The 23,795-nt window shown below is 41.7% G+C and carries 23 protein-coding genes; 14 read left to right on the top strand and 9 right to left on the bottom strand.

What is annotated here, in order from left to right:
• Window position 1 precedes the first annotated feature (1 nt).
• Together NMG86_RS00910 and NMG86_RS00915 are read right to left on the bottom strand one after the other, a co-directional pair.
• Complete coding sequence (locus NMG86_RS00910) at window positions 2–1,957, bottom strand: peptidoglycan D,D-transpeptidase FtsI family protein (protein WP_026796794.1); 1,956 nt, start codon at window positions 1,955–1,957, stop codon at window positions 2–4.
• A gap of 99 nt (window positions 1,958–2,056) precedes the next feature.
• Complete coding sequence (locus NMG86_RS00915; protein WP_026796795.1) at window positions 2,057–2,638, bottom strand: hypothetical protein; 582 nt, start codon at window positions 2,636–2,638, stop codon at window positions 2,057–2,059.
• Between the two features lie 212 nt (window positions 2,639–2,850).
• On the opposite strand from NMG86_RS00915, the gene NMG86_RS00920 reads away from it, so the two are divergent.
• From NMG86_RS00920 to NMG86_RS00930, 3 genes are all read left to right on the top strand, one after another.
• Complete coding sequence (locus NMG86_RS00920) at window positions 2,851–3,522, top strand: glutathione S-transferase family protein (protein WP_026788273.1); 672 nt, start codon at window positions 2,851–2,853, stop codon at window positions 3,520–3,522.
• Window positions 3,523–3,729: 207 nt separating this feature from the next.
• Window positions 3,730–6,048, top strand: coding sequence for a 1,4-alpha-glucan branching enzyme (glgB, locus tag NMG86_RS00925; RefSeq protein WP_026796796.1), 2,319 nt, complete (start codon window positions 3,730–3,732; stop codon window positions 6,046–6,048).
• Between the two features lie 375 nt (window positions 6,049–6,423).
• Window positions 6,424–7,347, top strand: a complete 924-nt coding sequence (locus tag NMG86_RS00930) for a DMT family transporter (RefSeq protein ID WP_042155104.1) — start codon at window positions 6,424–6,426, stop codon at window positions 7,345–7,347.
• Window positions 7,348–7,409: 62 nt separating this feature from the next.
• Here the strand turns inward: NMG86_RS00930 and msrB are convergent, their stop codons facing one another.
• The 5 genes from msrB to NMG86_RS00955 all read right to left on the bottom strand — a co-directional run bounded on the left by msrB (window position 7,410) and on the right by NMG86_RS00955 (window position 10,536).
• Window positions 7,410–7,811 carry a peptide-methionine (R)-S-oxide reductase MsrB gene (gene msrB, locus NMG86_RS00935; RefSeq protein WP_026796798.1) on the bottom strand — a complete coding sequence of 134 codons (402 nt, stop codon included), beginning with the start codon at window positions 7,809–7,811 and terminating at the stop codon, window positions 7,410–7,412.
• Between the two features lie 173 nt (window positions 7,812–7,984).
• On the bottom strand, window positions 7,985–8,440 hold the full coding sequence (locus tag NMG86_RS00940; protein WP_026796799.1) for a DUF2996 domain-containing protein: 456 nt from the start codon (window positions 8,438–8,440) through the stop codon (window positions 7,985–7,987).
• A 112-nt stretch (window positions 8,441–8,552) separates the two neighbouring features.
• Window positions 8,553–9,446, bottom strand: a complete 894-nt coding sequence (locus NMG86_RS00945) for a hypothetical protein (protein WP_026796800.1) — start codon at window positions 9,444–9,446, stop codon at window positions 8,553–8,555.
• 52 nt (window positions 9,447–9,498) lie between these two features.
• On the bottom strand, window positions 9,499–10,005 hold the full coding sequence (locus NMG86_RS00950; RefSeq protein WP_026796801.1) for a hypothetical protein: 507 nt from the start codon (window positions 10,003–10,005) through the stop codon (window positions 9,499–9,501).
• Between the two features lie 111 nt (window positions 10,006–10,116).
• Window positions 10,117–10,536: a hypothetical protein gene (locus tag NMG86_RS00955; RefSeq protein WP_026796802.1), complete on the bottom strand. Its 420-nt coding sequence runs from the start codon at window positions 10,534–10,536 to the stop codon at window positions 10,117–10,119.
• Between the two features lie 153 nt (window positions 10,537–10,689).
• Here NMG86_RS00955 and NMG86_RS00960 point away from each other — a divergent pair, with 153 nt between their 5' ends.
• The 5 genes from NMG86_RS00960 (at window position 10,690) to NMG86_RS00980 (ending at window position 16,209) form a co-directional block, all read left to right on the top strand.
• Window positions 10,690–12,522 (top strand): S8 family peptidase, encoded by a 1,833-nt coding sequence (locus NMG86_RS00960; protein ID WP_026796803.1) that lies wholly within the window; start codon window positions 10,690–10,692, stop codon window positions 12,520–12,522.
• Window positions 12,519–12,737 carry a hypothetical protein gene (locus NMG86_RS00965; RefSeq protein WP_026788282.1) on the top strand — a complete coding sequence of 73 codons (219 nt, stop codon included), beginning with the start codon at window positions 12,519–12,521 and terminating at the stop codon, window positions 12,735–12,737. Before NMG86_RS00960 ends, NMG86_RS00965 begins: the two co-directional genes overlap by 4 nt.
• A gap of 235 nt (window positions 12,738–12,972) precedes the next feature.
• Window positions 12,973–13,908, top strand: coding sequence for a DNA cytosine methyltransferase (locus NMG86_RS00970; RefSeq protein WP_043938931.1), 936 nt, complete (start codon window positions 12,973–12,975; stop codon window positions 13,906–13,908).
• 235 nt (window positions 13,909–14,143) lie between these two features.
• Window positions 14,144–15,421 (top strand): adenosylhomocysteinase, encoded by a 1,278-nt coding sequence (ahcY, locus tag NMG86_RS00975; protein WP_026796805.1) that lies wholly within the window; start codon window positions 14,144–14,146, stop codon window positions 15,419–15,421.
• A gap of 179 nt (window positions 15,422–15,600) precedes the next feature.
• Complete coding sequence (locus NMG86_RS00980; RefSeq protein WP_026796806.1) at window positions 15,601–16,209, top strand: DedA family protein; 609 nt, start codon at window positions 15,601–15,603, stop codon at window positions 16,207–16,209.
• Between the two features lie 45 nt (window positions 16,210–16,254).
• On the opposite strand, the gene murJ is transcribed toward NMG86_RS00980, so the two are convergent.
• Entirely contained in the window at window positions 16,255–17,868 is a 1,614-nt protein-coding gene (murJ, locus tag NMG86_RS00985; protein WP_026796807.1) for a murein biosynthesis integral membrane protein MurJ, read from the bottom strand.
• A 71-nt stretch (window positions 17,869–17,939) separates the two neighbouring features.
• Here murJ and sfsA point away from each other — a divergent pair, with 71 nt between their 5' ends.
• The 5 genes from sfsA to NMG86_RS01010 all read left to right on the top strand — a co-directional run bounded on the left by sfsA (window position 17,940) and on the right by NMG86_RS01010 (window position 21,370).
• Window positions 17,940–18,881, top strand: a complete 942-nt coding sequence (sfsA, locus tag NMG86_RS00990; RefSeq protein WP_237157228.1) for a DNA/RNA nuclease SfsA — start codon at window positions 17,940–17,942, stop codon at window positions 18,879–18,881.
• A 197-nt stretch (window positions 18,882–19,078) separates the two neighbouring features.
• Window positions 19,079–19,795 (top strand): Uma2 family endonuclease, encoded by a 717-nt coding sequence (locus NMG86_RS00995; protein ID WP_026788288.1) that lies wholly within the window; start codon window positions 19,079–19,081, stop codon window positions 19,793–19,795.
• A 187-nt stretch (window positions 19,796–19,982) separates the two neighbouring features.
• Window positions 19,983–20,351 carry a DUF2237 family protein gene (locus NMG86_RS01000; RefSeq protein ID WP_026795075.1) on the top strand — a complete coding sequence of 123 codons (369 nt, stop codon included), beginning with the start codon at window positions 19,983–19,985 and terminating at the stop codon, window positions 20,349–20,351.
• 51 nt (window positions 20,352–20,402) lie between these two features.
• Window positions 20,403–20,672, top strand: coding sequence for a UPF0367 protein family (locus NMG86_RS01005; RefSeq protein ID WP_026795076.1), 270 nt, complete (start codon window positions 20,403–20,405; stop codon window positions 20,670–20,672).
• A 17-nt stretch (window positions 20,673–20,689) separates the two neighbouring features.
• The gene (locus NMG86_RS01010) at window positions 20,690–21,370 is read left to right on the top strand and encodes an ABC transporter ATP-binding protein (RefSeq protein WP_420884296.1); all 681 of its coding nucleotides are present in this window, start codon (window positions 20,690–20,692) and stop codon (window positions 21,368–21,370) included.
• Between the two features lie 87 nt (window positions 21,371–21,457).
• Here NMG86_RS01010 and NMG86_RS01015 read toward each other — a convergent pair whose 3' ends face one another.
• Window positions 21,458–22,138 (bottom strand): potassium channel family protein, encoded by a 681-nt coding sequence (locus tag NMG86_RS01015; protein ID WP_026795078.1) that lies wholly within the window; start codon window positions 22,136–22,138, stop codon window positions 21,458–21,460.
• 61 nt (window positions 22,139–22,199) lie between these two features.
• On the opposite strand from NMG86_RS01015, the gene NMG86_RS01020 reads away from it, so the two are divergent.
• On the top strand, window positions 22,200–23,786 hold the full coding sequence (locus NMG86_RS01020; RefSeq protein ID WP_199918600.1) for a cation:proton antiporter: 1,587 nt from the start codon (window positions 22,200–22,202) through the stop codon (window positions 23,784–23,786).
• Window positions 23,787–23,795: the final 9 nt, after the last annotated feature.

Raw genomic sequence — 23,795 nt, forward strand, 5'->3', positions numbered from 1 at the left:
ATCAGTTATCAGTGTAAGAGTTGATCTGCGATTGGTCAACCGGAATATCTGAGGGGGGGAGTTTTTCCAGATGAATGAGTGCTTCCATCACCGATTTCACAATGGGTGCAGCCACAATTCCTCCGGCGCGACCTTCTAAGGGTTCATCCACCACTGCCACAACCACATAACGGGGATGGTCAACACTTAAAATTCCGACAAAACTGGTAATGAGGGCGTTAGAAGAATAGCCTCCATCAGCCGATGCTTTTTGAGCCGTCCCGGTTTTGCCAGCAACCCGATAATTTTCTATGGAGGCTTGGGTTCCAGTTCCTCCTTCTTTAACCACAGTTTCCATCATTTTTAAAACGGAATTAGCTGTTTCAGATGAAAACACTTGTTGGGGTTCACTCAGGGGCAATTTCCAATAGAGTTGGCTTTTGCTGTTATATAACCCTTGAACAACGTGGGGAGTTACCAGTTTACCGCCATTAGCTAAAAGACTATGGAGTTGGGCTAACTGAATGGGAGTAATGGAAAATCCTTGGCCAAAAGCTGTGGTAGCGGGTTCAATTGGGGCAGAAACAAATTGTTCTTTAGATTTTAGGGTACTGGTGGCAGCAAAGGGTAAATCAATGCCCATGGTTGTTCCTAACCCCAAACGTTTTAAGCCTTCATAAAATACCTCCGGCTCCATCCGTTGCATAATTCGCACCATGCCCACGTTACTGGAATATTTGACCACATCGCTGATATTAATTGCGCCTCGAGCGGAACCATCGTAATTTTGAATCGGCCAACCCCCAACTTGAATATGACCCTCATCATTAACAACAGTATCCGGTTGAATTGCTCCCGCTTCTAAGGCTAAAGCAATGTTAATGGGTTTGAAGGTTGAACCGGGTTCATAAAGATCCGTTAAAGCCCAATTTTTAAACCGTTCTAAGTCAAATTTATAGTATTGATTCGGATTATAGGTCGGTTCATTGGCCAGGGTTAGTACGGAGCCATCGGTGGCATCCATGACAATTACTGTTCCCCGTTTGGCTTTGTATTCTTTAAGGCTTTTCTGGAGGGCTTGATGGGCAACTCGTTGTAGGGAGGAGTCAATCGTTAGCCTTAATTCTAAATCATCAATGGGGATAAACCCTGTGGCGATTCGTTCAGGAACCCAAGCACCATTAGCAGCCCGTTGAAAGGACAAGGATGGCATGGTACGTTCTAGTAAGTTTTCCTGACTATATTCAATTCCAGCTTGACCTTTACCTTCAAGATTGACATGACCCACAACATCTGAGGTGTTTTCCTGTTGCGGATAAAGTCGTTGACGACTTTCTAATAGTTCTAATCCATCTAATCCCAAATTTTGGATATGATTGGCGACTTGTTCGGAGATTGAATCTGCAACTTTAATTCCACTTGGAGATGTACCAAATAGGGTTAAAAGTTCGCTCTTGAGTGGGGTAGTTGAATCTTCTCGCAATAATACAGGGGCTAACTTTTCGGCAATTTCATTGGGAGTTTGTTTAAAGAGTTTAGGGTGAACATAAAGGGTATAAACTCGCTGATCTAAAGCCAGAATATCTCCTTTGTGATCGGTAATTGAACGTCTGGGAACAAACGGTAGGATTTTTTGTTGTTGTTGAGATAAAGCCTGTGCTTTTAGGAAGGAAGATTCTTGACCTATTTGTAAGCGGAATAAATTCAGGGACAGACCAACAATTCCCCCTAATATTAATAACCAAACTAATATTAAACGCCTGCGATCGGCTCTTACTGGGGCAGAGCGATCGCGCTTTCTAGGATAGGCTACAAAGGGAAGATCAACCGAGCTTTTCCTTAAAGGAGTAGAACCTGAGTTCCGAGATGGGGAATTTTGACCTTTACCTCCCCAGACGGTTCTTTTTCGCCCACGCTGACCAGGAGAAGAACGCTGTCGTTGAAAACGAGAACCCGAAGAATAGTCTGAAGAAGCCATACTAACTTACTCAATACCAATCAATAACTGATTACTGTTAACTGTTAACTAATGACTGTTACAGACGCGCCAGGGCAGCGTCTCTACACTGATGACCATTTAATATCCTAAAGGTCTTTTTACTGTGGACACCGGAACAGGATCTAATTCGATCACAGCACTGGGTTCTGGAGATGGGTGGGGACGGGGTTTCGCCGGTTCAACATAAATCATATCACCAGGTTGGGGAACCACAAGACCTGTGGTGGGCCCGTCGGCGGTGATCGCAATTTCATTTTTTAACATTTCTTGAGCCGTCCGTAGTTGTTGTTCCGTGGCTCGTAACTTTTCTAATCTGGGATATTCCTGTGTCCAACTCGACTCTCCATAAACCGTTAACCCATAAACTGTTAAAGTTGAACCAATAATCAAAGAGGTGATAACCGATGAAACCTTTTGTACCGCAATTATAGAACCAAGCCATAAAGGTTTGGGTTGAGGTTTAGGGAGAGCTTTAACAACAGTTGATCTCGGCAGGGAAGAAGGGGGATTAACCAAAGGTACAGCATTTGTCAAGGAGGCTTTAACCCGTTTTTTCCGAGCCTGATCAAAGGGAACAACCTTACTTTGTACCCAAGGAAGATCAACGGTACTAGAAGTTCTGCGTCTAGGAGAAGGTGTCGATTTGAACGCAACAGTCATACTAAATTTACCTATCTTGACTTGAGATCAACGGTGGGGGGAAAGGGAACGGCGAGGGGGATCGGAAAGTCGGCGTCGTTAGGAATCATCCTCAGCCAAAAAATCTAACCTTTAAATGATCAATCTAACTTAGTAACTATCTAATCACAAAAAAACCTAAAATATTGTTAAATTTCAGTTTTGTATATTAATTCAATCCATTTTAGTTTTTTATGCTCCTATTGCAGTTTAGTACGTCCCATTATTGTCGAAAAGCCCGTTTAGCATTGGGGTATAAAGGGATTTCTTATCAAGTGGAAAATCTCACCCCCGGACTTCATACCCTGAAACTCAAACCCCTAACGGGACTGACAACGGTTCCGGTTTTATTACCCCAAATAGAAGGTCAACCCCAGGCGATCGCCGACTCCACTGAAATTTTTAAGTATTTAGAGCATAATTATCCTGATCCCCCCTTATTTTTTGTTGATCCCCACCTACAAACCCAAGCCGCATTATTAGAAGATTGGTTAGATGAAAGTATTGGCACAGCCACTCGATTTGTTTATTATCAGTTTCGGTCTGGAGAGGGGAAACAAATTGATCCGTCCCTATCGAGTTTATTGGTAATTCGGGTTGTGTGTTGGCAATATCAGATTAATACGGCTGCCGTTGAACTGGCTAAAACTCGCTTAAAAACGGCTTTTGAGGTGTTGGAAGTCTGGAAAGAACGGCCCTATTTAGTAGGCGATCGCATCAGTATTGCGGATATTGCTGCGGCGGCCTTGCTCAGTCCCCTGGCCTTAATTCCCGAATACCGCCAAAGTTACCCCTGGATATTTGACCGTATTACCGAAATTCACAATACTTGCGGTGAACCTTTACCGCCGGGATTAGGAGATTAGGGGAAGTGAGGAAGTCGGAAATGGGGAAAGTGCGAATATACGTTCAAAATCTAGTACCATTATCCCAAATCTAAACCTCGCGTCAGCGTAGGATTTTCCCGAAAATGCGGAGGGTAGGGGAGAGGTTTCCTCGCCCTAAAAATGTAAGTTGAAGCACCATTCCCATCCGTATTAGACCTGTTTTGTAATCGTAGAGCAGTAGAATCCATGACGACCATCGCAATTGATCAGATTGATAAGATTGTTTGGAACCATCACCAAGATCCCTTTGAAGTGTTGGGTTCCCATCAAATTGAACACGAGGGTAAAACGGTATGGGTAGTAAGAGCATACCTCCCTAATGCGGAGGCGGCATGGGTTCTGTTGCCCGAACAACGACAGGAATACCCCATGCAGTCCGTCCATAATCCCCATTTCTTCGAGTGCATCATTGAGACTCATGAACTCTCCAACTATCAACTGCGAGTCAAAGAAGGGGAACATGAAAAGGTGGTTTATGACCCTTATGCTTTCCGTTCTGCCCAATTTACCGATGTAGATGTCCACCTGTTTGCAGAAGGGAACCACCACCGGATTTATGAAAAATTAGGTGCCCACCTAATGACTGTCAATGAAGTGGCTGGGGTGTATTTTGCCGTTTGGGCTCCCAGTGCACGGAACGTTTCGATTATTGGTAACTTCAACAATTGGGATGGCCGCCAACACCAAATGCGGAAGTTGGGCAATGGAGTTTGGGAAATGTTTGTCCCAGGACTCGGAGTGGGTGAACATTACAAATATGAAATTAAAAACTGGGAAGGACATATCTATGAGAAAACTGACCCCTACGGGTTTTATCAAGAAGTTCGCCCTAAAACCGCTTCCATTGTTGCCAATTTGGATGCCTACCAATGGCGCGATCAAGATTGGTTAGAGGAACGACGTCATAAAGATCCACTAAAATCCCCGATTTCAGTTTATGAATGCCATTTAGGGTCTTGGAACCGCGCTCCTTTTGATCAACCCCATGTTTTACCTGATGGCACCGTTGAACCTGCTGTACAAGCCACTGAGCTTGATCCAGGGGGTCGTTTTTTAACCTATCGGGAACTCGCGGATCAGTTAATTCCCTACGTCAAGGAATTAGGCTTTACCCATATTGAATTATTGCCGATTGCTGAACATCCCTTTGATGGATCTTGGGGATATCAAGTCACCGGATATTATGCCCCGACTTCCCGGTTTGGCAGTCCCGAAGATTTCATGTATTTTGTCGATCAATGCCATTTGAATGGTATTGGGGTGCTTGTGGACTGGGTTCCGGGACATTTTCCTAAAGATGGACATGGTTTGCCTTTCTTTGATGGCACCCACCTTTATGAACACGCCGACCCCCGCAAAGGCGAACATAAAGAATGGGGAACCTTAGTCTTTAACTATGGTCGCAACGAAGTTCGTAATTTCCTGGTTGGTAACGCCCTATTCTGGTATGACAAGTATCATATTGATGGAATTCGGGTGGATGCGGTCGCCTCGATGCTGTATCTGAACTATTTACGTCCCGATGGTGAATGGGTCGCCAACGAATACGGCGGTAGCGAACATATTGAAGCGGCGGACTTCCTGCGTCAAACTAACCATGTTCTGTTTAGTTACTATCCGGGGACGTTATCCATTGCAGAAGAATCAACTTCCTGGCCGATGGTGTCCTGGCCCACTTACGTTGGCGGGTTAGGGTTTAACCTGAAATGGAATATGGGATGGATGCACGATATGTTGGATTATTTCAGCATGGACCCTTGGTTCCGTCAGTTCCATCAAAATAACATCACTTTTAGTATTTGGTATCACCACAGCGAAAACTTTATGTTGGCGCTCTCCCATGATGAGGTGGTGCATTGTAAGAGTAGTATTGCTAACAAAATGCCGGGGGATGATTGGCAAAAATTTGCTAATGTTCGGTGTTTGTTTACCTATATGTTTACTCACCCGGGTAAGAAAACTTTGTTCATGGGAATGGAGTTTGGTCAGCGTCAAGAGTGGAATGCTTGGGGAACTTTGGAATGGGAATTGATGCAATATCCCGCCCACCAAGGGATTAAACGGTTATTCCAATCTTTGAATGGACTGTATCGCAGTGAACCTGCATTGTATGAACAGGATTTTGCTGAAGCTGGGTTCCAGTGGATTGATTGTACGGATACTCGTCACAGTGTGGTGTCGTTTATTCGACGGGCAAAAGATCCAGAAGAATTTGTGGTGGTGGTCTGTAATTTTACGCCCCAACCCCATAGTCATTATCGCGTGGGTGTTCCTGAATTGGGATTCTATACCGAAATATTCAATAGTGATTCCGGTGAATTTGGCGGCAGTAATATGGGGAATTTAGGGGGTAAATGGACGGATGAATGGTGGTTCCATAATTATCCTCATTCCTTGGATTTATGTTTACCACCTTTGGGAGTTTTAGTGCTCAAATTAGACCGACCGAAAACGGAAGCCGCCCTCCAAGCTACTGCGGTGGAAGTTCCTGCTTTAGAGGCATAGTTAGCTTGAATTAAGTTGATGAAAAACAGCGATCGCTATTTTTTAAAAGTGGCGATCGCTTCAATTTTTTATATATGGGGAACAGGGAACAGGTAACAGGTAATAGGTAATAGGTAATAGGTAATAGGTAATAGGTAATAGGGATAAAGCATTTTTATAAAAATAAATTCTTAAATTATATCAATTTTAAATTAGGTTATATATCCAGGACTTACGCACCCAACCAAAGAAACCGGGTTTTTTTACGAAAATACTTTGTTGTCACCGACATATTATCTAAAACACCCGGTTTCTGGGTCAACCTGCGTAAGTCCTAATATCGTTATTTTAATTGAATTTCTATTATAATATAATCAGCTTATTTAAAATCTTACAATGTCAATTCATGCAACTTCAGGACGATGGCGATTAGGGTTAGGTTTAGCACTATTAACAGCATTTTTATGGGGGATTCTACCGTTAGCATTAGCGATTATTTTACAAGGTTTAGATGTTTATACCGTAACTTGGTATCGATTTTTCATTGCTTTTGTCCTGTTAGGCGGATATTTAACCATTCGTAAACAACTTCCTAATCCAGAAACAATCCGTTTAATTCCTTGGGGTCTATTAGGAATCGCCGCAATATTTTTAGCAGGTAACTATATCCTATTTGTGCAGGGTTTAGCCTTAACTTCTCCCACTAATGCTGAAGTTTTAATTCAAACATCTCCGGTTTTAATGGGATTAGGAGCATTAGTTATTTTTAAAGAACATTATACTCGCTTACAATGGTTAGGGTTAGGGGTATTAACCTTGGGATTTAGTTTGTTTTTTAATGAACAATTAAAAGTGCTAGTTACTGCTTCCAATCAATATTTATGGGGAAGTTTTTTACTAGGAGTTGGAGCTATATGCTGGGCAATTTATGCCTTAGCTCAAAAACAACTGTTACAATCCCTTTCCTCCTCTCAAGTTATGGCATTTATTTATGGAAGCTGCACAATTTTATATTTACCCGTAGCCACGCCCACCGCAATTTTTAGCCTCACTCCATTTCAGGTATTAATCCTACTATTTTGTGGAATTAATACCTTAATTGCTTATGGGTGTTTTGCCGAATCTTTAGAACATTGGGAAGCTTCAAGGGTCAGTGCTGTTTTAGCCTTAGCTCCGATTATTACTCTAATTTCTGTTGATAGTATTGCGGTATTATTTCCCCATTTAATTGAACCGGAAAATTTAACTATTTTTGCTGTGATAGGAGCGATTATTATAGTTACAGGTTCGATGATGATTGCATTAGGAAAAAAAACATAATAGGAAATTATTAAACCGGGTTGGGTGAATATTTCCCAAAAAACCCGGTTATTATTTCAGAATTAACCTTCTGATTTCTCGAAATTTAACGCGGCAGAATTCATACAATAGCGTTGTCCGGTGGGTTTGGGGCCATCATCAAAAACATGACCTAAATGGGCATCACAAGCCGCACAAAGAACTTCAGTTCGACGCATGAAGAAACTGACATCACTTTTGCAACTAATATTATCTTCTTTGATAGGTTGCGAAAAACTCGGCCATCCGGTTCCCGAATCAAATTTTGTTTCGGAAGTAAATAACTCCGTGCCACAACAAACGCATTTATAAATACCCTTTTCTTTATTATCATGGTATTTTCCTGTAAATGGGCGTTCCGTGCCTTTTTTGCGAGTTACAGAGAACTGTTCATCGGTTAATTGTTGTTTCCATTCGGCATCGGTTTTCTTGATTTTATCTACCATAAGACCTCTACTAAAGTAAGCTGTTCCGGTGTTCCAGTGTTCCCTATTTAGCCCCCCGTACACGGGGGGTTGGGGGGGCTGTTCCCTATTTAGCCCCCGTACACGGGGGGTTGGGGGGCTATTCCCTATTTAGCCCCCGTACACGGGGGGTTGGGGGGGCTGCTCCCTACTATTTAGTTACGAGTTAACCATTTTTGTGCATTTAAACGCTGAACTACGCCAAACACTAATAAATCAAGATTGATTTTTCGTTCATCTCCTAAAAATGGCTCAATTGTAGAAGGTTTAATCCCGTTTAAAGCACAGGTAAATAACTTTAAAGAACTAATATCTTCATTGGGAAAATAGACATTAAACTGTCGTTTTCCCTGTTGCCATTGACCAACTACTTGCCAACAATCTTGATTTTCTCCTAAGCTAGAAGGCAATTTTTCTTTGGCAAATTTGAGGTCTAAATTCTCAACACCTTGACTATTTAATGCTTTTTGTAAGGCGGGAATATAGTCCTGTTGGATAAACTCACCGAAAGGTTTATCTTCTAATGCTGGGGCTTTGGCTTTCTTCTCGGCCGGTTTTTCGCCTGGTGTTTCTGGGGTGGCTTCAGGGTTGGGTTTTGTTTCTTCAGACATGGAGACTTCCTTACTTTAATTTCAACAACAATTTACCAGAATATTCAAGCTATTTTAACGGATGATTGATTTCTGTGCAGGGGTGGGAAAACCCTACCCCTGATTTTTTTAGTTAAATTTCGGCGGCGGCTCGTTCAATTAAACGACGGGCTAAGGTTTGAGTTCCGGTATGGGTATAATAGTTAGTAGTCATGTCCAAAAATGCTGCAACATAATCTAACTTATCATTGGTAATATCGACAAACCCTTGGAGATTTTTAACTACTTTTTCGGGGGTTAAATCATGTTGAGAAACAAAATCTCCCATCCAACCCTTGACGGAATCAAAACTTTCTTGCACAAATTGTAATTTTCCTTCAGAAGTTTTACCCGGAATGACATCATTAATCCGTTTAAAGCCTTCATTTTGTTCTAATTCTTCCGTGGTTAAGTTTCCAATAGTTGATAACGCCGAACTAATAAAATCTGGCCCCAAAGGAATTAAACCATCTAAACAAACTAAGGCGGTCATCCGCATTAAAGATTCTCCGCCATAATCTCCTAATGCAGCTAAAAAGTCTCCAATACCATCACCTGGGATGCCATTAATTAAACAAAATCCGACTAATTCTGTAACTAATTTCAGAGATAAATCAATCGCTTGGGCTTTATTTGGTTTGGGGGTTAATTGATTTAAGAAGCCTAAAAAGTTGACACTTTCTCCGATTTTATTGGCTAAAGCGGCTGCTCCTAAAGCTGTTCCAGTGCTATCAATAGTTTGATATAACCACAGTGCCCGTTGATAATCCTGTTCTTGTTTTTTGTCATTATAGAGCCATAAAGCCCGTTCACTGACCTGTTGAATATAGGCGGGGTCATCTTCTCCGGTAATGGTTTTAACCGTATTTTCAAACCCAACTAAATTATTCCATTGACCCGGAATTACAAAATCTAACCCGCGTAAAACCATGACGGTAACGCCACCTGTCGGTAATTCATCAACTAATTGAGTGATAGGTTTACTCACAGTCATTCTCCTAGAATAGTACAGTTATTGTTGCTAGAAATGCTAACTAATATTATTTGATTCGGGATAACCCATTCAAATTGAATTTTCCCAGCCATTCTTCTCGGTCATTGGCGGTAAAAGATTCTGCCCGAGATTGGACTTTGACTTGATGGCGGTTTGCCACTAAAATAGCAGTAGTATTTTTACCTTGAGTAACGGCTGGATATCCACTAATAGTTTTACTACTTTGTTGATATTTTGTCGCCGCACTGGGATTATTCGCTAGGTCATTAATTGAAAACATGGCTACATTTTCTCCTCCTTGATTCAATTTGGCTTCGGCAAAACCAGTTTTTTCCTGAGCAAAAACCACTTGATAACCGTCTTGACCTTTGGGGAAAAACTTATTAAATTGGCTGCCAGAAACAGCTTTCTGTGCCACAGTAGTTGGGGCAGATTTATTAACAGATTGATTCCCCGACGGAGGTGTAGAAGCTTTGCCCCCGCAAGCCGATATTAATAACGACATTGCTAGGGTTAAGGCGATTAAAACTTTAGGTAATTGTTTAAAATTCATACTTTAGGCAAAAAAAAGGTAAAAATCGGCGATTATTCCCCTATAGTTGGGGAAAATAACCCTTATTTCCCCTAGTATAAGCTTTTTAGAGGAAAGGAGAAGCCAGAAGTTCTACAAGTTTGACTTCATAAAGGATTGAAGATATTTATACCATCGGACGGCTAGAGAAATTTCAGTAAAGGGAATTTGGACAATTTTAGCAGTATCGGTGAATCTAAATTCTAACGCGATCGCTTTTCCTTTTTCTGGGGGAATATTCGGGTCAACGGCCTGATTTTCCACTAATAACCCCAAGGACTCCACCTGTTTGAGAGAAAAGGTTTCTAAATTAATCGGGCCTTTGCGGGTAGGTTTTCCCCAGGTTAGGTCGGTTTCCTTGAGGCCCAAGACCGCATAAATGTCATATTTAGCCTTATCAAAATGGGTCGCCCAGGCTTGATAGGCCTCCAATTTTTGGTATTCATTCCAACCCGACCAAGCTAAACCAATAAATATCGCCAGCAGGGGAAGCCATAATAAACCACGTTCCATAATAGTTTTTTCTGTGTGTTAATTTAGGATCTATGATCCTCTATTTTGAGGATGATAGATAGAATAGAAACAAGATTGTATGTTCTGACCCAAGAAACCCGGTTTCTCCGGTTTAGATGTTAACCTATTATCAACCTTAACCGTTGAAAAACGATGAAAAAATTTTTCCTATTCTGCTTATTTTTAATTGGTTTGGGCTGGGCAGTTTCTAACTTCTCCGGTCTTGCCAATCAAGGCAGTTATGACAGTATTGTACTTGATTTTAGAGAATCTTTAGGAAAACAAGAAATTGCCAATCAAGTTCGGACAATAGCCGAAAAATATCAAATTGTTCCCTATCTCAATAGTGAATTTTCCCAAGCAGATAATGTTTATGTGGTTAGAGGGGATGCTAAACTACTCAAATCCTTGAGAAAATCTTTGGGTAAACAAACAGAATTTATTGAACCCAATTATATCTATAGTGCTGACGAAATCCCAGGGAAAAATTCCCAAGCTGCGATTATTTATGATACGGCAAATGCCATTCCTAATGACCCTTTATATGGAAAACAATGGAATTTTCGCAGTATTAATTTAGAAGGAGCCTGGAGTGAAACCCAGGGAGAAGGAGTTACCGTTGCCATTATTGATAGCGGAGTTAGTCTAGTTCCCGATTTAGAACAGACCCAATTTGTGGAAGGCTATGATTTTGTAAATGATAAAATTGAAGCCTTTGATGATAACGGACATGGAACCCATGTTGCCGGAACTATTGCCCAATCAACTAATAATAATTATGGTGTAACAGGCATTGCTTACAAAGCCAAAATTATGCCCTTAAAAGTATTAAGTTCCGGGGGCGGAGGCACGATTTCTGATATTGCCGAAGCGATTAAATTTGCTGCTGACCATAACGCCGATGTGATTAACATGAGTTTAGGCGGTGGTGGCGAAAGTAACTTAATGCAAGAAGCCATTGATTATGCCTATTCTAAAGGAGTTGTAATTATTGGCGCGGCGGGAAATTCCGGGGAAAATTGCGCCGGATATCCTGCCCGTTATCCTAAAGTTTTAGGTGTGGCTGCGTTAGATGCGGCCGGAAATAAAACCCCCTATTCTAATTTTGGGGCTGGGGTTGATATTGCCGCCCCAGGAGGATTAATTGAAGGAGAAAATCAAGTCGGAGGTATCCTACAAAATACCATTGACCCGGCAACGGGTGAGGCGGTTTTTGCAGCTTTTCAAGGTACAAGTATGGCGGCGCCGCACGTTGCTGGGGTAGCTGCATTAATTAAAGCTAGTGGAGTTACCGAACCAAATCAAGTAATTAATATTCTCAAAGAATCTGCCCGCAAAGTTGCAGAAGACCCCCTAAATCATTTTGGGGCGGGTCATTTAGATGCTACAAATGCCGTGCAAATGGCATTAAAAGGACAAATTACTTTCCGAGATTTCTTTCGTTGGTTACGCGATAATGGCTATCTGAGTCCTCGATTTTGGGTTGATGGCGGGGCGGTAGCATTATTACCTAAATTAGCGATGGTTTTGGGTTCCTATTTATTAGCTTGGTTTCTGAGAAATTATTTTCCGTTTCAATGGGGTTGGTCTTTGGCTGGAGGATTAGTTGCTGGAAGTAGTGGTTTATTTTTTCTGCGGGGTTTCTATATCTTTGATTTACCCCAATGGCCGATGCGAATGATGGGTAGTTCTCTCCCCGAATTAGGGGGAGCAATTCAAGGAAGTTCTACCTTAAATCCCATTTTTGCTAGTGTATTAATTCCAGTAATTTTAATCCTATTATTCCTGGGACATCCCCAGTGGAAATGGGTAGCGATTGGAATAACAATTGGAACAGCAAGTTGTTTAGGAATTAGTGCAATAGTCTCTCCTACTGTTTGGGGATTAGGCACAGGTTTCGTCTCTCAATTGTTTTTAGTTACCAATGCTTTGTTATGTTTTGGGTTAGCTCGTTTAGCGATTAAAACTCAGGTGAACGCAATATGAGTATTACAGTAACAGGTACAATTGAACGCAAGGGATTTGGTTCTGGAACCTGGGCATTGGTCAGCGAGAGCAAAACCTATGAACTCCATAATCCTCCTCAAGATTTGCAAAAATCTGGGTTAAAAGTCACCATTACAGGTCAAATTCGAGAGGATATTATGACGATGGCAATGATTGGCCCTGTGTTAGAAATAGAATCTTTTGAAACGGCTTAATTATTGAGCCATAGCAGGGAAATCCTCCTGATTTTAATTGGGGAGTTAGTGACCTAATATTTGGGAGGATTTTCAAAGAAACTGAACATGGAAATTAGTAAGTACCTAAACAAAATTAATTACACATCCTCCACCCTATTCCCTCCCCCCCTAGCCCCCCGTGCACGGGGGGTTTGGGGGGGCTGTTCCGGTGTTCCCTCTCTCAACTAGGTAATTTATTTTGTGCAACTACTTAATGAGATATATTGATTTATTTTGTGGAATTGGAGGATTTAGAATTGCAATTAATCAAGTATTAACTGCTAAAAATATTAATCCAAAATGTGTTTTTTCCTCGGATATTGACCCCGATGCTCAAAAAATATATCAGATGAATTTTGGGGAACAACCCGCCGGAGATATTACTCAAATTGAAGCCAAAGATATTCCAGAACATGATCTTTTATTGGCGGGGTTTCCCTGTCAACCCTTTAGTATTTGTGGACAACTTAAAGGGTTTGAAGATACCAGAGGAACATTATTTTTTGATATTGCTCGAATTTTAGCTAATAAAAAACCCAATTATTTTATCCTAGAAAATGTTAAACAATTAGTCGGACATAACCAAGGAAAGACTTTAAAATCTATTATTGAAGTTTTAGAAAAATTGGGTTATACTGTTGAATATAAAGTATTAAATGCTTTAAATTGTGGATTACCCCAAAAGCGAGAACGGATTTTTATTGTCGGTTATCGTCAATCTTTACCGTTTCGCTGGGATATTCAAAAAATACCGATGAAACCCTTAACAGAAATCTTAGAACCGCAGGTTTCAGACTTTTATTATGCTTCTGAGAAAATCCGTAATAGTCGTTTAATTAAATATCAAGGAAAAACCCATACTGAACCGACAATTTGGCATGAAAATAAAGCTGGTCATATTAGTGCTTATCCCTATTCCTGTGCCTTAAGAGCCGGAGCATCCTATAATTATTTATTAGTCAATGGAGAAAGAAGATTAACCGAGCGAGAAATGCTGCGTTTGCAAGGGTTTTCCGATGAATTTAAAATATTGGGTTCCTATTCTACTTTTCGCAGGTTAATTGGCAATAGTGTGGCCGTTTCTTGTGTAGAAATTGTGATGAATTGCTTATTAAATACGATAGAAAATTTTGCTATAGATTTGAAGTGACCACAAAGGCACGAAGACACGAAGAAATCGGGTTTTTGTGTCACCTCTGGCCTAATGACAAGTTTCGCGCTAGGCTTTATGTTAATAAATTGCAACAATCACTAATTTTGACGAGGAACCCTAGGTTGCATAGGGACGTCACCAACAGAATGCTTGAGTTAGGCCCTGTGTGCCGGATAACCTAAGTATTCTCACGGAAACTGAAAATAATTTCTGTCTAGGAAACAACTAAAACATGACTGCAACAACTGTCCGTATCAACTACGAAATTAAAGACCCCTCCCTCGCGCCGAAAGGAAAACAACGGATTGAATGGGCTGGCCGTGAAATGCCTGTTCTGCGCCTGATTCAAGAACGCTTTGCCAAAGAAAAACCCTTTGCTGGTCTGCGGTTAGCCGCCTGTTGTCACGTTACGACGGAAACGGCCCATTTAGCCATTGCCTTAAAATTGGGTGGCGCCGATGCGGTGTTAATTGCCAGTAACCCTCTATCTACCCAGGATGATGTTGCAGCGAGTTTAGTTGTTGACTACGGAATTCCGGTTTATGCGATTAAAGGGGAAGACGCCGAAACCTATATTCGCCACGTTCAAATTGCTTTAGATCATCGTCCTAATATTATTATTGATGATGGTAGCGATGTGGTGGCAACTTTAATTCAAGAACGTCAACACCAAATCCCCGACTTGATTGGGACAACGGAAGAAACCACCACCGGAATTGTGCGTTTGAAAGCGATGTTGAGAGATGGGGTTTTAACTTTCCCTGCCATGAATGTCAACGATGCCGATACTAAGCATTTCTTTGATAACCGTTATGGTACTGGTCAATCAACTTTAGATGGAATTATCCGCGCTACTAACGTCCTGTTAGCGGGTAAAAATATTGTGGTGGCTGGTTATGGTTGGTGCGGAAAAGGTACCGCACTGCGGGCACGGGGTTTAGGCGCCAATGTGATTGTCACCGAAATTGACCCAGTTCGCGCTATTGAAGCGGTGATGGATGGTTTCCGGGTGATGCCGATGGATGAAGCTGCATCGGTGGGAGATTTATTTATTACTGTGACTGGGAATAAGCACGTTATTCGCGGCGAACATTTTGACGTCATGAAAGATGGCGCCATGGTTTGTAATTCCGGTCACTTTGATATTGAAATTGACCTGAAAACCTTGGGAGAAAAAGCCACCGAAGTTAAAGAAGTTCGTAACTTTACCCAAGAATATAAACTCAAAAACGGTAAATCCGTTGTGGTCTTGGGAGAAGGTCGTTTAATTAACTTAGCCGCGGCCGAAGGACATCCTAGCGCGGTGATGGATATGAGTTTTGCTAACCAAGCCTTAGCTTGTGAACATTTAGTCAAAAACCAAGGTAAATTGGAACCGGGAATTCATTCTATTCCGGCGAATCTTGACAAAGAAATTGCTCGTTTGAAGTTAGACGCCATGGGGATTAAAGTTGATAGCTTGACCCCAGAACAAATCGAGTATGTTAACTCTTGGACATCGGGAACATAAATCAGTTTAGGACTTACGCCAAGAAACCGGGTTTCTACGAAAAATATGAATGTTTTTCGCGCTTATATCTAAGAAGAAATCCGGTTTCTGAGATAGATTTTTAAGCCACCCTTTAAACCGGGTTTCTGAACCTGAAGCCCGGTTTTTGAATGACTGAAAACTTAATTTAAGAAAAGATTATGGTTGAATGGATTACTAATACCATGAGTTCCTTGGGGTATCTAGGAATTGGTTTATTAATGTTTTTAGAAAATCTATTTCCGCCTATTCCTTCTGAGTTAATTATGCCCTTAGCTGGTTTTACGGTATCCAGAGGAGAAATGCAATTTTTTCCGGCGGTTTTAGCGGGAGTTGTCGGAACAATATTAGGGGCGTTTCCTTGGTATTATGCGGGTAAATTCTTTGGGGAAGAACGGTTAAGAGATTTAGCCGACAAATACGGAAAATGGATTACAGTGACCGGAAAAGATATTGATAAAGCCAATAATTGGTTTACTCGATATGGCGGAATGGCGGTTTTTTTATGTCGTTTAGTTCCCGGGGTGAGAACCTTAATTTCTTTACCTGCGGGTCTAAATCATATGCCGTTAACTCCTTTCATTATCTATTCTACCATTGGTACAACCCTTTGGGTGACTTTTTTAACCGGAGCCGGGTATTTGTTAGGAGACCATTATGATTTGGTTGAAGAATATATAAGCCCTATTTCTAAGATTGCGTTATTAAGTTTAGTCATTGGTTTTGGTCTTTGGATTCTTCGCAAAAACATGAGAAAAAGCGCCGAATAGTAGAGACGTGCCACGGCGCGTCTCCTCCCTCAGTTATCAGTTTAATTATCTTTGAAACCGTTGGCGAAGTCGGGAGACTAATAAATCCACTTCGGGTAATTTGAGAAATAGAATTAATACCATAAAAACAATTAGGCCGATAATCCCCGGAAGCACTAATTCTAGTAATAAAAACCCAAAATTATCACCGAGGGCTAAAATTCTTAAGCCTTGTAATGTTCCCCAACTCACCAACCCAGAAATTAGACTAATTATTGTTAATCCCAAAAAGGGTAAACTCCACTCCCGCCAGGGTAAACCATTTAATTTTATATGTAATAGCCATAAAAACATCACCATAGAAACAATATTAACCACAACTGTTGCGAAGACTAAACCCGGCGCACCCCAAGATTTAACCAACATAAAATCTAATAACCCATTCAAGAAAATATTAAAAATACTAACTTTAAAAGGAGTCTGTCCATCTCCTAAACCATAAAATACCCTAACTAATACATCCCGTCCTAAATAAAAGAACATCCCCACGGAATAGGCAACTAAAACCGAAGCTACAAACTCCGACGCCTGTAAATTAAACGCATAACGTTCATAAACAATTCTCACCGTTGGTAAGGCTAAAGCTACCATTAATGTACTTAACGGTAACATCGTAATAGCTGTTAATATTAACGCCTGACGAATCCGATCTTTTAATTCTGGCCATTGTTCAGGATCTCTTAAACGAGCAAAAACGGGTAAAAAAGGAACCAAAATCATATTAGAAATGATTCCCAATGGCGTTTGAACTAATAATCCAGAATATCCCATAGCCGATGCAGCTTGAGGAATATAAGAGGCAAAAAATAAATCCGTATAAACATTAATTTGTAACATTCCTGATGATAAAGTAGCGGGTAGCATCACTTTCATTACATCTTTTAACCCAGGAATTTTAAAATTAAAGCGTAGTCTTAAAGTCCCTAACCCCGATTTCCACATCGCCGGAACTTGAATAATCCATTGTAAAACCGCCCCCGCCAAAGTCGCCCAAGCTAATACTTCCCCTCCTAAAACCATATATTTAGGACTACCTACCTCATCCCCTAAAATCCCAATTAAAACCCCTAATCCTAAAATTAAAGCCGCACTAGAAAACAAAGGACTAATAGACGGCAACCAATACATATCCGCCGCATTCAGTGTACCAAATCCAATCCCAATTAAACCAGCAAATAAAGCCATCGGAGCCATGATTTTTAACTGTTCAATGGCAATATTTCGGGTAGCTATTCCTTCAGGAGTTAGGCTTAAACCCGGAGCCATTAAATCAATTAATGGGGTAGCAAAAATTACTAACCCCACCGTTACGACTAATAAAACCATTCCGACTAATGTAGAAACAGTTTCGACTAATGCTTCTGCATCTTTTCGCTCTCTATTTGCTAAAGCACTAACAATTGCACTATGAAATGGGCCGTTAATTCCACCTAATAAAATCAATAAAAATCCGGGGATAACATAAGCAAAATTATAGGCATCAATGGCTGGCCCCACACCAAAAGCCGCCGCCATTACTTGTTGACGGATTAAGCCAAATACTTTACTAATTAGGGTAGCAACTGCAACAATAGTGGCAATTCCTACTAATGAACGAGAGCGTTTAGGTTCTTCTGACACGGAATATCCACAGGGGTTAAAATGCAAACCCTAGTTTAATCGGAATTGACCACTATTCAAACCTATTGCTCATGGATTCTTATTTGTATCGCTATCCGCCCCTGGAGTCTGGAGTTTTGCTCAAACGCTATAAACGATTTTTAGCGGATATTCAGTTAACCTCTGGGGATGTCATCACCGCCCATTGTCCGAATACCGGGCCGATGACCGGGGTTTGTATCCCTGGAAACCCGGTGATGGTGTCCTACAGCCCCAGTAAAACCCGCAAATATCCCTATACTTGGGAGTTAATTCAGTTAAATTCGGAGGTTGACCCCCCCCAGCCCCCCCTTAGTAATGGGGGGAGAGAAGAATCGGAACAATATCTTGAACCCACCCTTACCAAAGGGGGGAGAGAAGAATCGGAACAATATCTTGAACCCGCCCTTACCAAAGGGGGGAGAGAAGAACCGGAACAATATCCTCAAACCCCCCTGATACAAGAACGAAATCTTGAACCCCCCATTAGTAAGGGGGGGCTGGGGGGGTTAATTTGGACTGGAATTAATACCGCTTTACCGAATAAAATAATTAATTTAGCTTTAACAGAAAAGTTATTTCCCTCATTAGGAAATTATAGCGAAATTAGGAAAGAAGTTCCCTATGGAATGAATTTAAAAAGTCGGGTTGATTTTCTGCTGAAAGGAGAAGATAAACCGATTTATTTAGAAGTTAAAAATACTACTTGGTCTGATGGGAAAATTGCTTTGTTTCCCGATACGGTAACTGAAAGAGGACAAAAACATCTCAAGGAATTAATTGAAGTTGTTAAACAAGGCGATCGCGCAGTTATGTTATATTTTATTAATCGAGGAGATTGTACAGAATTTGCCCCTGGAGATACCGCCGACCCGGTTTATGGTCAACTGTTAAGAGAAGCAATTTTAGTAGGTGTGGAAATCTTACCCTGTCGATTTGAAATTACCCCGGAAGGTATTAAATACTTAGGGTTAGCACTTTCGTTGTTGCGCTGAAGCCCATCCTAATCATCTATTTCCCTGCTTAAAATTTATGACAGCATCACAAAATAAATAGTTAACTGGCTTGAGGTAATCTCTTGGGGCAATGCTTGTCAGCTATCTGTTATATCTAAAGTTGTTACTGCGTAAAGTTCTTTGAGGAAAGTAAATGACTTATGTTATAAGGCAAACCCACAGGAGTATAGAGTCCCATGCTTGCCGAGGAAATTTTTACACCCCTGCCCGATCACACCCAACTTCCCTGTGAAGACGGTACTTTCGTGAAGAATTTTCAGGAACATCCCCAAAGTATTTTACTGACCAGTACGATTCGCCCGATCTTCGATCAAATTCATCCCGACGGACAGTACACGATTGGTCAAGATAGCGGCATTTATTGGCGTTTAACCGAACCACCGCAGAGGGGAGCCGAAGCCCCAGACTGGTTTTATGTGCCGAATGTGCCGCCGTTACTCAATGGCAAAGGCAGACGATCCTATGTGTTATGGCAGGAAATTATCCCGCCGCAGATCGTTTTAGAGTTTGTTTCTGGTGATGGATCTGAGGAACGCGATCGCACCCCTTGGAGTGGCAAATTTTGGATCTACGAAACGGTGATTCGTCCGGCATATTACGGGATCTACGAAGTGGAAAAAGCGAGTGTTGAACTATATCACTTAATCGGTAGCCACTATGAATTAATGACTCCTAATGTTCATGGACAGTATGAAATTCCAGAATTACAAGTTGCGTTAGGTATTTGGCAGGGAAGCTATCAAAATATGGAATTGCCTTGGTTACGGTGGTGGAATTTGCAAGGAAAACTGTTGCCCAGTCCCGAAGAAAAAGTGATTCAAGCTGAACAGAAAGCCGAAAAATTAGCGGCAAAATTGCGGGAGTTAGGTATTGATCCAGAGACTCTTGATTAACTGGTCAATTCTGGCGTGAAGGGCGATCGGCATTAGTGGGGGAAGTTTCACAAATTTCGTAGTGAGATTGGTAAAGACTGCTCAAATTACTTGTCCAGTGCCTTATCTTTTAGGATAAAGCCATCCTTACAGTGCTACGCTACTCATAGTGTAGCTGCGTAAGTCCTGGGAGAGTTAACTGAAGATAATGCAAGAAGCCAGAAATGTTTTAGGCGGAAAACTGGAAATGTGTTGCTCCGATCCGATGACCGGATTTTATCGGGATGGGTTTTGTTACACTGGAGGGCAAGATTTTGGTGTTCATGTAATTTGCGCCCAAGTCACCCCGGCATTCCTCGAATATACAAAAGCCCAAGGAAATGACCTTAGCACCCCCGTCACCGCCTTTGGGTTTCCGGGGTTAAAATCGGGGGATCGGTGGTGTTTGTGTGCCTCCCGTTGGCAAGAAGCCCTGGATGCGGGAGTCGCGCCCCCGGTGGTGCTAGAATCAACCCATGTTAGAGCGTTGGAAGTGGTTGATCTGGATCAGTTGCAACAATATGCCGTTCAGGGTTAGCTGAAAACGATATAGTAAGAAATTGAAATTATTAACGGTTTTTGAGATCCTATGTTCACCGTAGACATTATTGTTAAATACACTCCCACCCCCTTATCGATTCAAAAAAAGTCTGCTGAGGATGCCCAAGGAGCTTACAATCAGATTTTAGATGCACTGCGGGGAGGAAATGCCCAGGTCTTAGAATTTACTTGCGATAAAATTACAGATAAAAAACTGGCAATTCTCAGTAGTGAGATTTCTGCGGTACAAATTTCTGATAAAACCGGAGGAAATGCCGCAGGAAGACCTCCTGGTTTTGTTGGTGCAAAGGCAGAATAGAGGGAATGACAACGAGCATGGAATCTTCAAGTCCAGCGATACGGGTACAAGAACTATGCTTTAGTTGGCCAAGCGGGGCGCAGGTCTTAAAATCCTGTTCCCTGGATGTTCCTAAAGGAGAGTTTTGGATGCTTTTGGGAAGCAATGGTAGTGGAAAATCCACCTTATTGAGATTATTAGCTGGGTTATTACAGTCGAAATCGGGAGAAATTCAACTCCAAGGAAGGGTGGGGTTTGTGTTTCAAAATCCTGATCATCAGTTAGTCATGCCAACGGTAGGGGCGGATGTAGCCTTTGGATTAGTGGAGGATAAGTTACCCTGGATTGAAGTGAAACAACGGGTAGAAGATGCCTTAACTGCGGTGAAATTATTGGAGTTACAACGACGTCCGATTTATGCCTTAAGTGGGGGTCAAAAACAAAGAATTGCGATCGCTGGAGCCTTAGCTAGACATTGCCAAGTATTATTATTAGATGAACCCACAGCATTATTAGATCCCGATAGTCAAAATGATTTAGTGATTGAAGTCCAACGGTTAGTGAAAACCAGAGGCATTACAGCCCTATGGGTAACACACCGTTTAGAGGAATTAAACTATAGTGATGGGGCGTTTTTATTAGAAAATGGTCAGGCAGTAGGTCAAGGTGATCCTGAACCGTTGAAACGGCGATTAATGCAAAAAGAGTTAAAGGGTTAACCAGTCTAATCAATTTTAGTTAATTTAACCACAAAGACACAAAGAAGTTCTAAAAACGACGGATGATAGAAAAGATCGAGATCCCGATTAAGATGGAGACACCCCGATAAAATCGATCATTTGATGTAATGATCCCGGTTTAGTCACAATTAACACAGTAGACCCAGGTTCTAAAACCGTGCTCCCATTTGGAATCATCAAATCATCATGGGGGTGAGGTTGATAACCGACAATCAGAGAACTCTCAGGAAACCTTGCATCCTGAGCAATTTCCGCCACACTCCGACCCGCCACACGACAACGATCTGGAATTGGCAGTTTGAGAACCTCAATTTGTCCTTGCTCAAAGTGCATCATAGATTCTACTTGCGGATACTCAATGGCATTCACCATTGTAGATACCCCTAATTCCACGGTACTAACAATATGATTTGCCCCGGACAAACGCAAAGGTTCGGCAAAATCAGGGTGGCGCATCCGGCTTAAAATATGGGGAACTCCGTAATGTTTGGCGAGGGTGACCATGGCTAAATTCAGGGCATCACTTCTGAGCATCGCCGCCAAAGAAGTCGCTTTCCGAATTCCGGCTTCTAATAATACATCCGTACTTACCGCACTACCTTCAAAGGCCATGGCCCCAATTTTTTCCCTGGCATAGCTACAGGCGGTGGGGTCAGTATCAATAACTGCCACCGTATGCCCAAGTTCTAACAATTTTTGGGCTAAACTCAACCCAACTAATCCCCCGCCACCAATCAAAACATACATAGCAATACCTTAATTTTGGATTGATAATTAATCTTACCGTGTGGCAAGATTAACTGATAATATGAAGACTAATTATTCAGCAGTATCGAGAGTGGATGTTACCGAATTAGTCAGGATTTCAATTATTCTCCTACTGGTTTCGACGGGAGTGGCACTATTTTCCCGCAAAATTGGGATTCCCTACGTTACAGGTTTAGTGCTCGCAGGTTTGCCCTTCTCAGAATTTATGTCTCAATCGGTGGGTTTAGATCCGGTTTTAGTTTTGAATCTATTTTTACCTATTCTCATCTTTGAAGCCGGGATTAATACCGATGTTAGTCGTCTTAGGAGTACCTTTAAACCCATTGCCCTTTTAGCTGGCCCTGGGGCGATTTGTTCCGGTGGAATTATTGCAGTTTTATTAAAATTTGGCCTAGGACTCGATTGGATACCTGCCATCTTTATGGGGGTGATGTTAGCCAATACCGATACGGTTTCCATGATTGCGGTATTTAAGGAAATTCCAGTCCCTTCGAGACTTTCAACTATTGTGGAAGGGGAAACCCTGTTTAACGATGCGGCGGCTTTGGTTTGCTTTAATCTAATTTCACAATTTTATACCACAGGTTCCCTTACTGTCCTAGAAGGCTTTCAACAACTGCTGTTTAGCTCCGTTGGCGGGAGTCTGGTGGGCTTGGTCTTAGGCTACTTAACTATCCCTATCTTTGCCCGTTTAGATGATCCCCTGAATAGTCTATTACTCACCGTAGCCGTGGCATTAGGAACTTTTCAAGTGGGGCAATGGCTAGGGGTATCCGGTGCGGTGGCGGTGGTCGTAGCGGGATTAATTTTTGGAAATCTGGGACTGTCTCGCCAAACCTCAGCTTCAAGTCGAATTACCCTATTGAGTTTCTGGGAATATGCGGGTTTTACCGTTAATACTTTTATTTTTCTATTAATTGGGGTAGAAATCGACCTAGTAACCTTCTGGCAAACCTTACCTGCGGTTTTGTTAGCGGTTTTGGCGTACCAAGTCGCCCGTGGTTTAACGGTTTATCCCCTGTTAGCACTGGCGAGTCGGTTTGACCGTGTAATTCCCCTGCGTTGGCAACATTTGTTATTTTTTGGGAATATTAAAGGCTCCCTATCCATGGCTTTGGCTTTAAGTTTACCGACCACACTCCCAGGACGGGATATTTTAATTACCCTGGTTTTTGGTAGTGTTTTAGTCTCCTTAGTCGGGCAAGGTTTAAGTTTACCTTGGGTAGTTAAACGTTTGAATTTATCAACGGTTTCTCTAACACAGCAACGGGTGGAAGAATGGCAAGCGGAATTAATTACCGCTAAAGCCGCCCAGGATGAATTGGATAGTTTATTAAAGTCTGGAATTTTACCTAAATCGGTCTATGAAGAAATGCGTTCTACTTATCAAGTAAAAATAGCGGGAGCCGAAAAGTCTTTGCGAGAATTTTATAATCGGCGTCCGGCAGATTTTGAACATTCTCAGGGAGATTATATTAGTAAATTAGACTCGATTCGTCGGCGTTTACTATTAGCGGAAAAAGGAGTTCTCAATGAAGCAATGCGAAAGCGAATTTTATCAGAAACCGTTGCCCAAAAGCGTATTCAAATCCTTGACCAACAATTACTGCAACTAGAGGATGATTAAAGCAGACTT

This window comes from Planktothrix rubescens CCAP 1459/22, from assembly GCA_904830895.1.
GTDB classification, from domain to species: Bacteria; Cyanobacteriota; Cyanobacteriia; order Cyanobacteriales; family Microcoleaceae; genus Planktothrix; species Planktothrix agardhii.

Excerpts from the sequence above, each read along its gene's own strand:
- ahcY (WP_026796805.1), top strand. The coding sequence starts at position 14,144 with ATGACTGCAACAACTGTCCGTATCAACTACGAAATTAAAGACCCCTCC.
- NMG86_RS00970 (WP_043938931.1), top strand. The coding sequence starts at position 12,973 with ATGAGATATATTGATTTATTTTGTGGAATTGGAGGATTTAGAATTGCA.
- NMG86_RS00965 (WP_026788282.1), top strand. The coding sequence starts at position 12,519 with ATGAGTATTACAGTAACAGGTACAATTGAACGCAAGGGATTTGGTTCT.
- NMG86_RS00915 (WP_026796795.1), bottom strand. The coding sequence starts at position 2,638 with ATGACTGTTGCGTTCAAATCGACACCTTCTCCTAGACGCAGAACTTCT.
- NMG86_RS00980 (WP_026796806.1), top strand. The coding sequence starts at position 15,601 with ATGGTTGAATGGATTACTAATACCATGAGTTCCTTGGGGTATCTAGGA.
- NMG86_RS00940 (WP_026796799.1), bottom strand. The coding sequence starts at position 8,440 with ATGTCTGAAGAAACAAAACCCAACCCTGAAGCCACCCCAGAAACACCA.
- glgB (WP_026796796.1), top strand. The coding sequence starts at position 3,730 with ATGACGACCATCGCAATTGATCAGATTGATAAGATTGTTTGGAACCAT.
- NMG86_RS01005 (WP_026795076.1), top strand. The coding sequence starts at position 20,403 with ATGTTCACCGTAGACATTATTGTTAAATACACTCCCACCCCCTTATCG.
- NMG86_RS00960 (WP_026796803.1), top strand. The coding sequence starts at position 10,690 with ATGAAAAAATTTTTCCTATTCTGCTTATTTTTAATTGGTTTGGGCTGG.
- NMG86_RS01010 (WP_420884296.1), top strand. The coding sequence starts at position 20,690 with ATGGAATCTTCAAGTCCAGCGATACGGGTACAAGAACTATGCTTTAGT.
- NMG86_RS01015 (WP_026795078.1), bottom strand. The coding sequence starts at position 22,138 with ATGTATGTTTTGATTGGTGGCGGGGGATTAGTTGGGTTGAGTTTAGCC.
- NMG86_RS01020 (WP_199918600.1), top strand. The coding sequence starts at position 22,200 with ATGAAGACTAATTATTCAGCAGTATCGAGAGTGGATGTTACCGAATTA.
- NMG86_RS00920 (WP_026788273.1), top strand. The coding sequence starts at position 2,851 with ATGCTCCTATTGCAGTTTAGTACGTCCCATTATTGTCGAAAAGCCCGT.
- NMG86_RS00955 (WP_026796802.1), bottom strand. The coding sequence starts at position 10,536 with ATGGAACGTGGTTTATTATGGCTTCCCCTGCTGGCGATATTTATTGGT.
- NMG86_RS00950 (WP_026796801.1), bottom strand. The coding sequence starts at position 10,005 with ATGAATTTTAAACAATTACCTAAAGTTTTAATCGCCTTAACCCTAGCA.
- msrB (WP_026796798.1), bottom strand. The coding sequence starts at position 7,811 with ATGGTAGATAAAATCAAGAAAACCGATGCCGAATGGAAACAACAATTA.
- NMG86_RS00995 (WP_026788288.1), top strand. The coding sequence starts at position 19,079 with ATGCTTGCCGAGGAAATTTTTACACCCCTGCCCGATCACACCCAACTT.
- sfsA (WP_237157228.1), top strand. The coding sequence starts at position 17,940 with ATGGATTCTTATTTGTATCGCTATCCGCCCCTGGAGTCTGGAGTTTTG.
- NMG86_RS00910 (WP_026796794.1), bottom strand. The coding sequence starts at position 1,957 with ATGGCTTCTTCAGACTATTCTTCGGGTTCTCGTTTTCAACGACAGCGT.
- NMG86_RS00930 (WP_042155104.1), top strand. The coding sequence starts at position 6,424 with ATGTCAATTCATGCAACTTCAGGACGATGGCGATTAGGGTTAGGTTTA.
- NMG86_RS01000 (WP_026795075.1), top strand. The coding sequence starts at position 19,983 with ATGCAAGAAGCCAGAAATGTTTTAGGCGGAAAACTGGAAATGTGTTGC.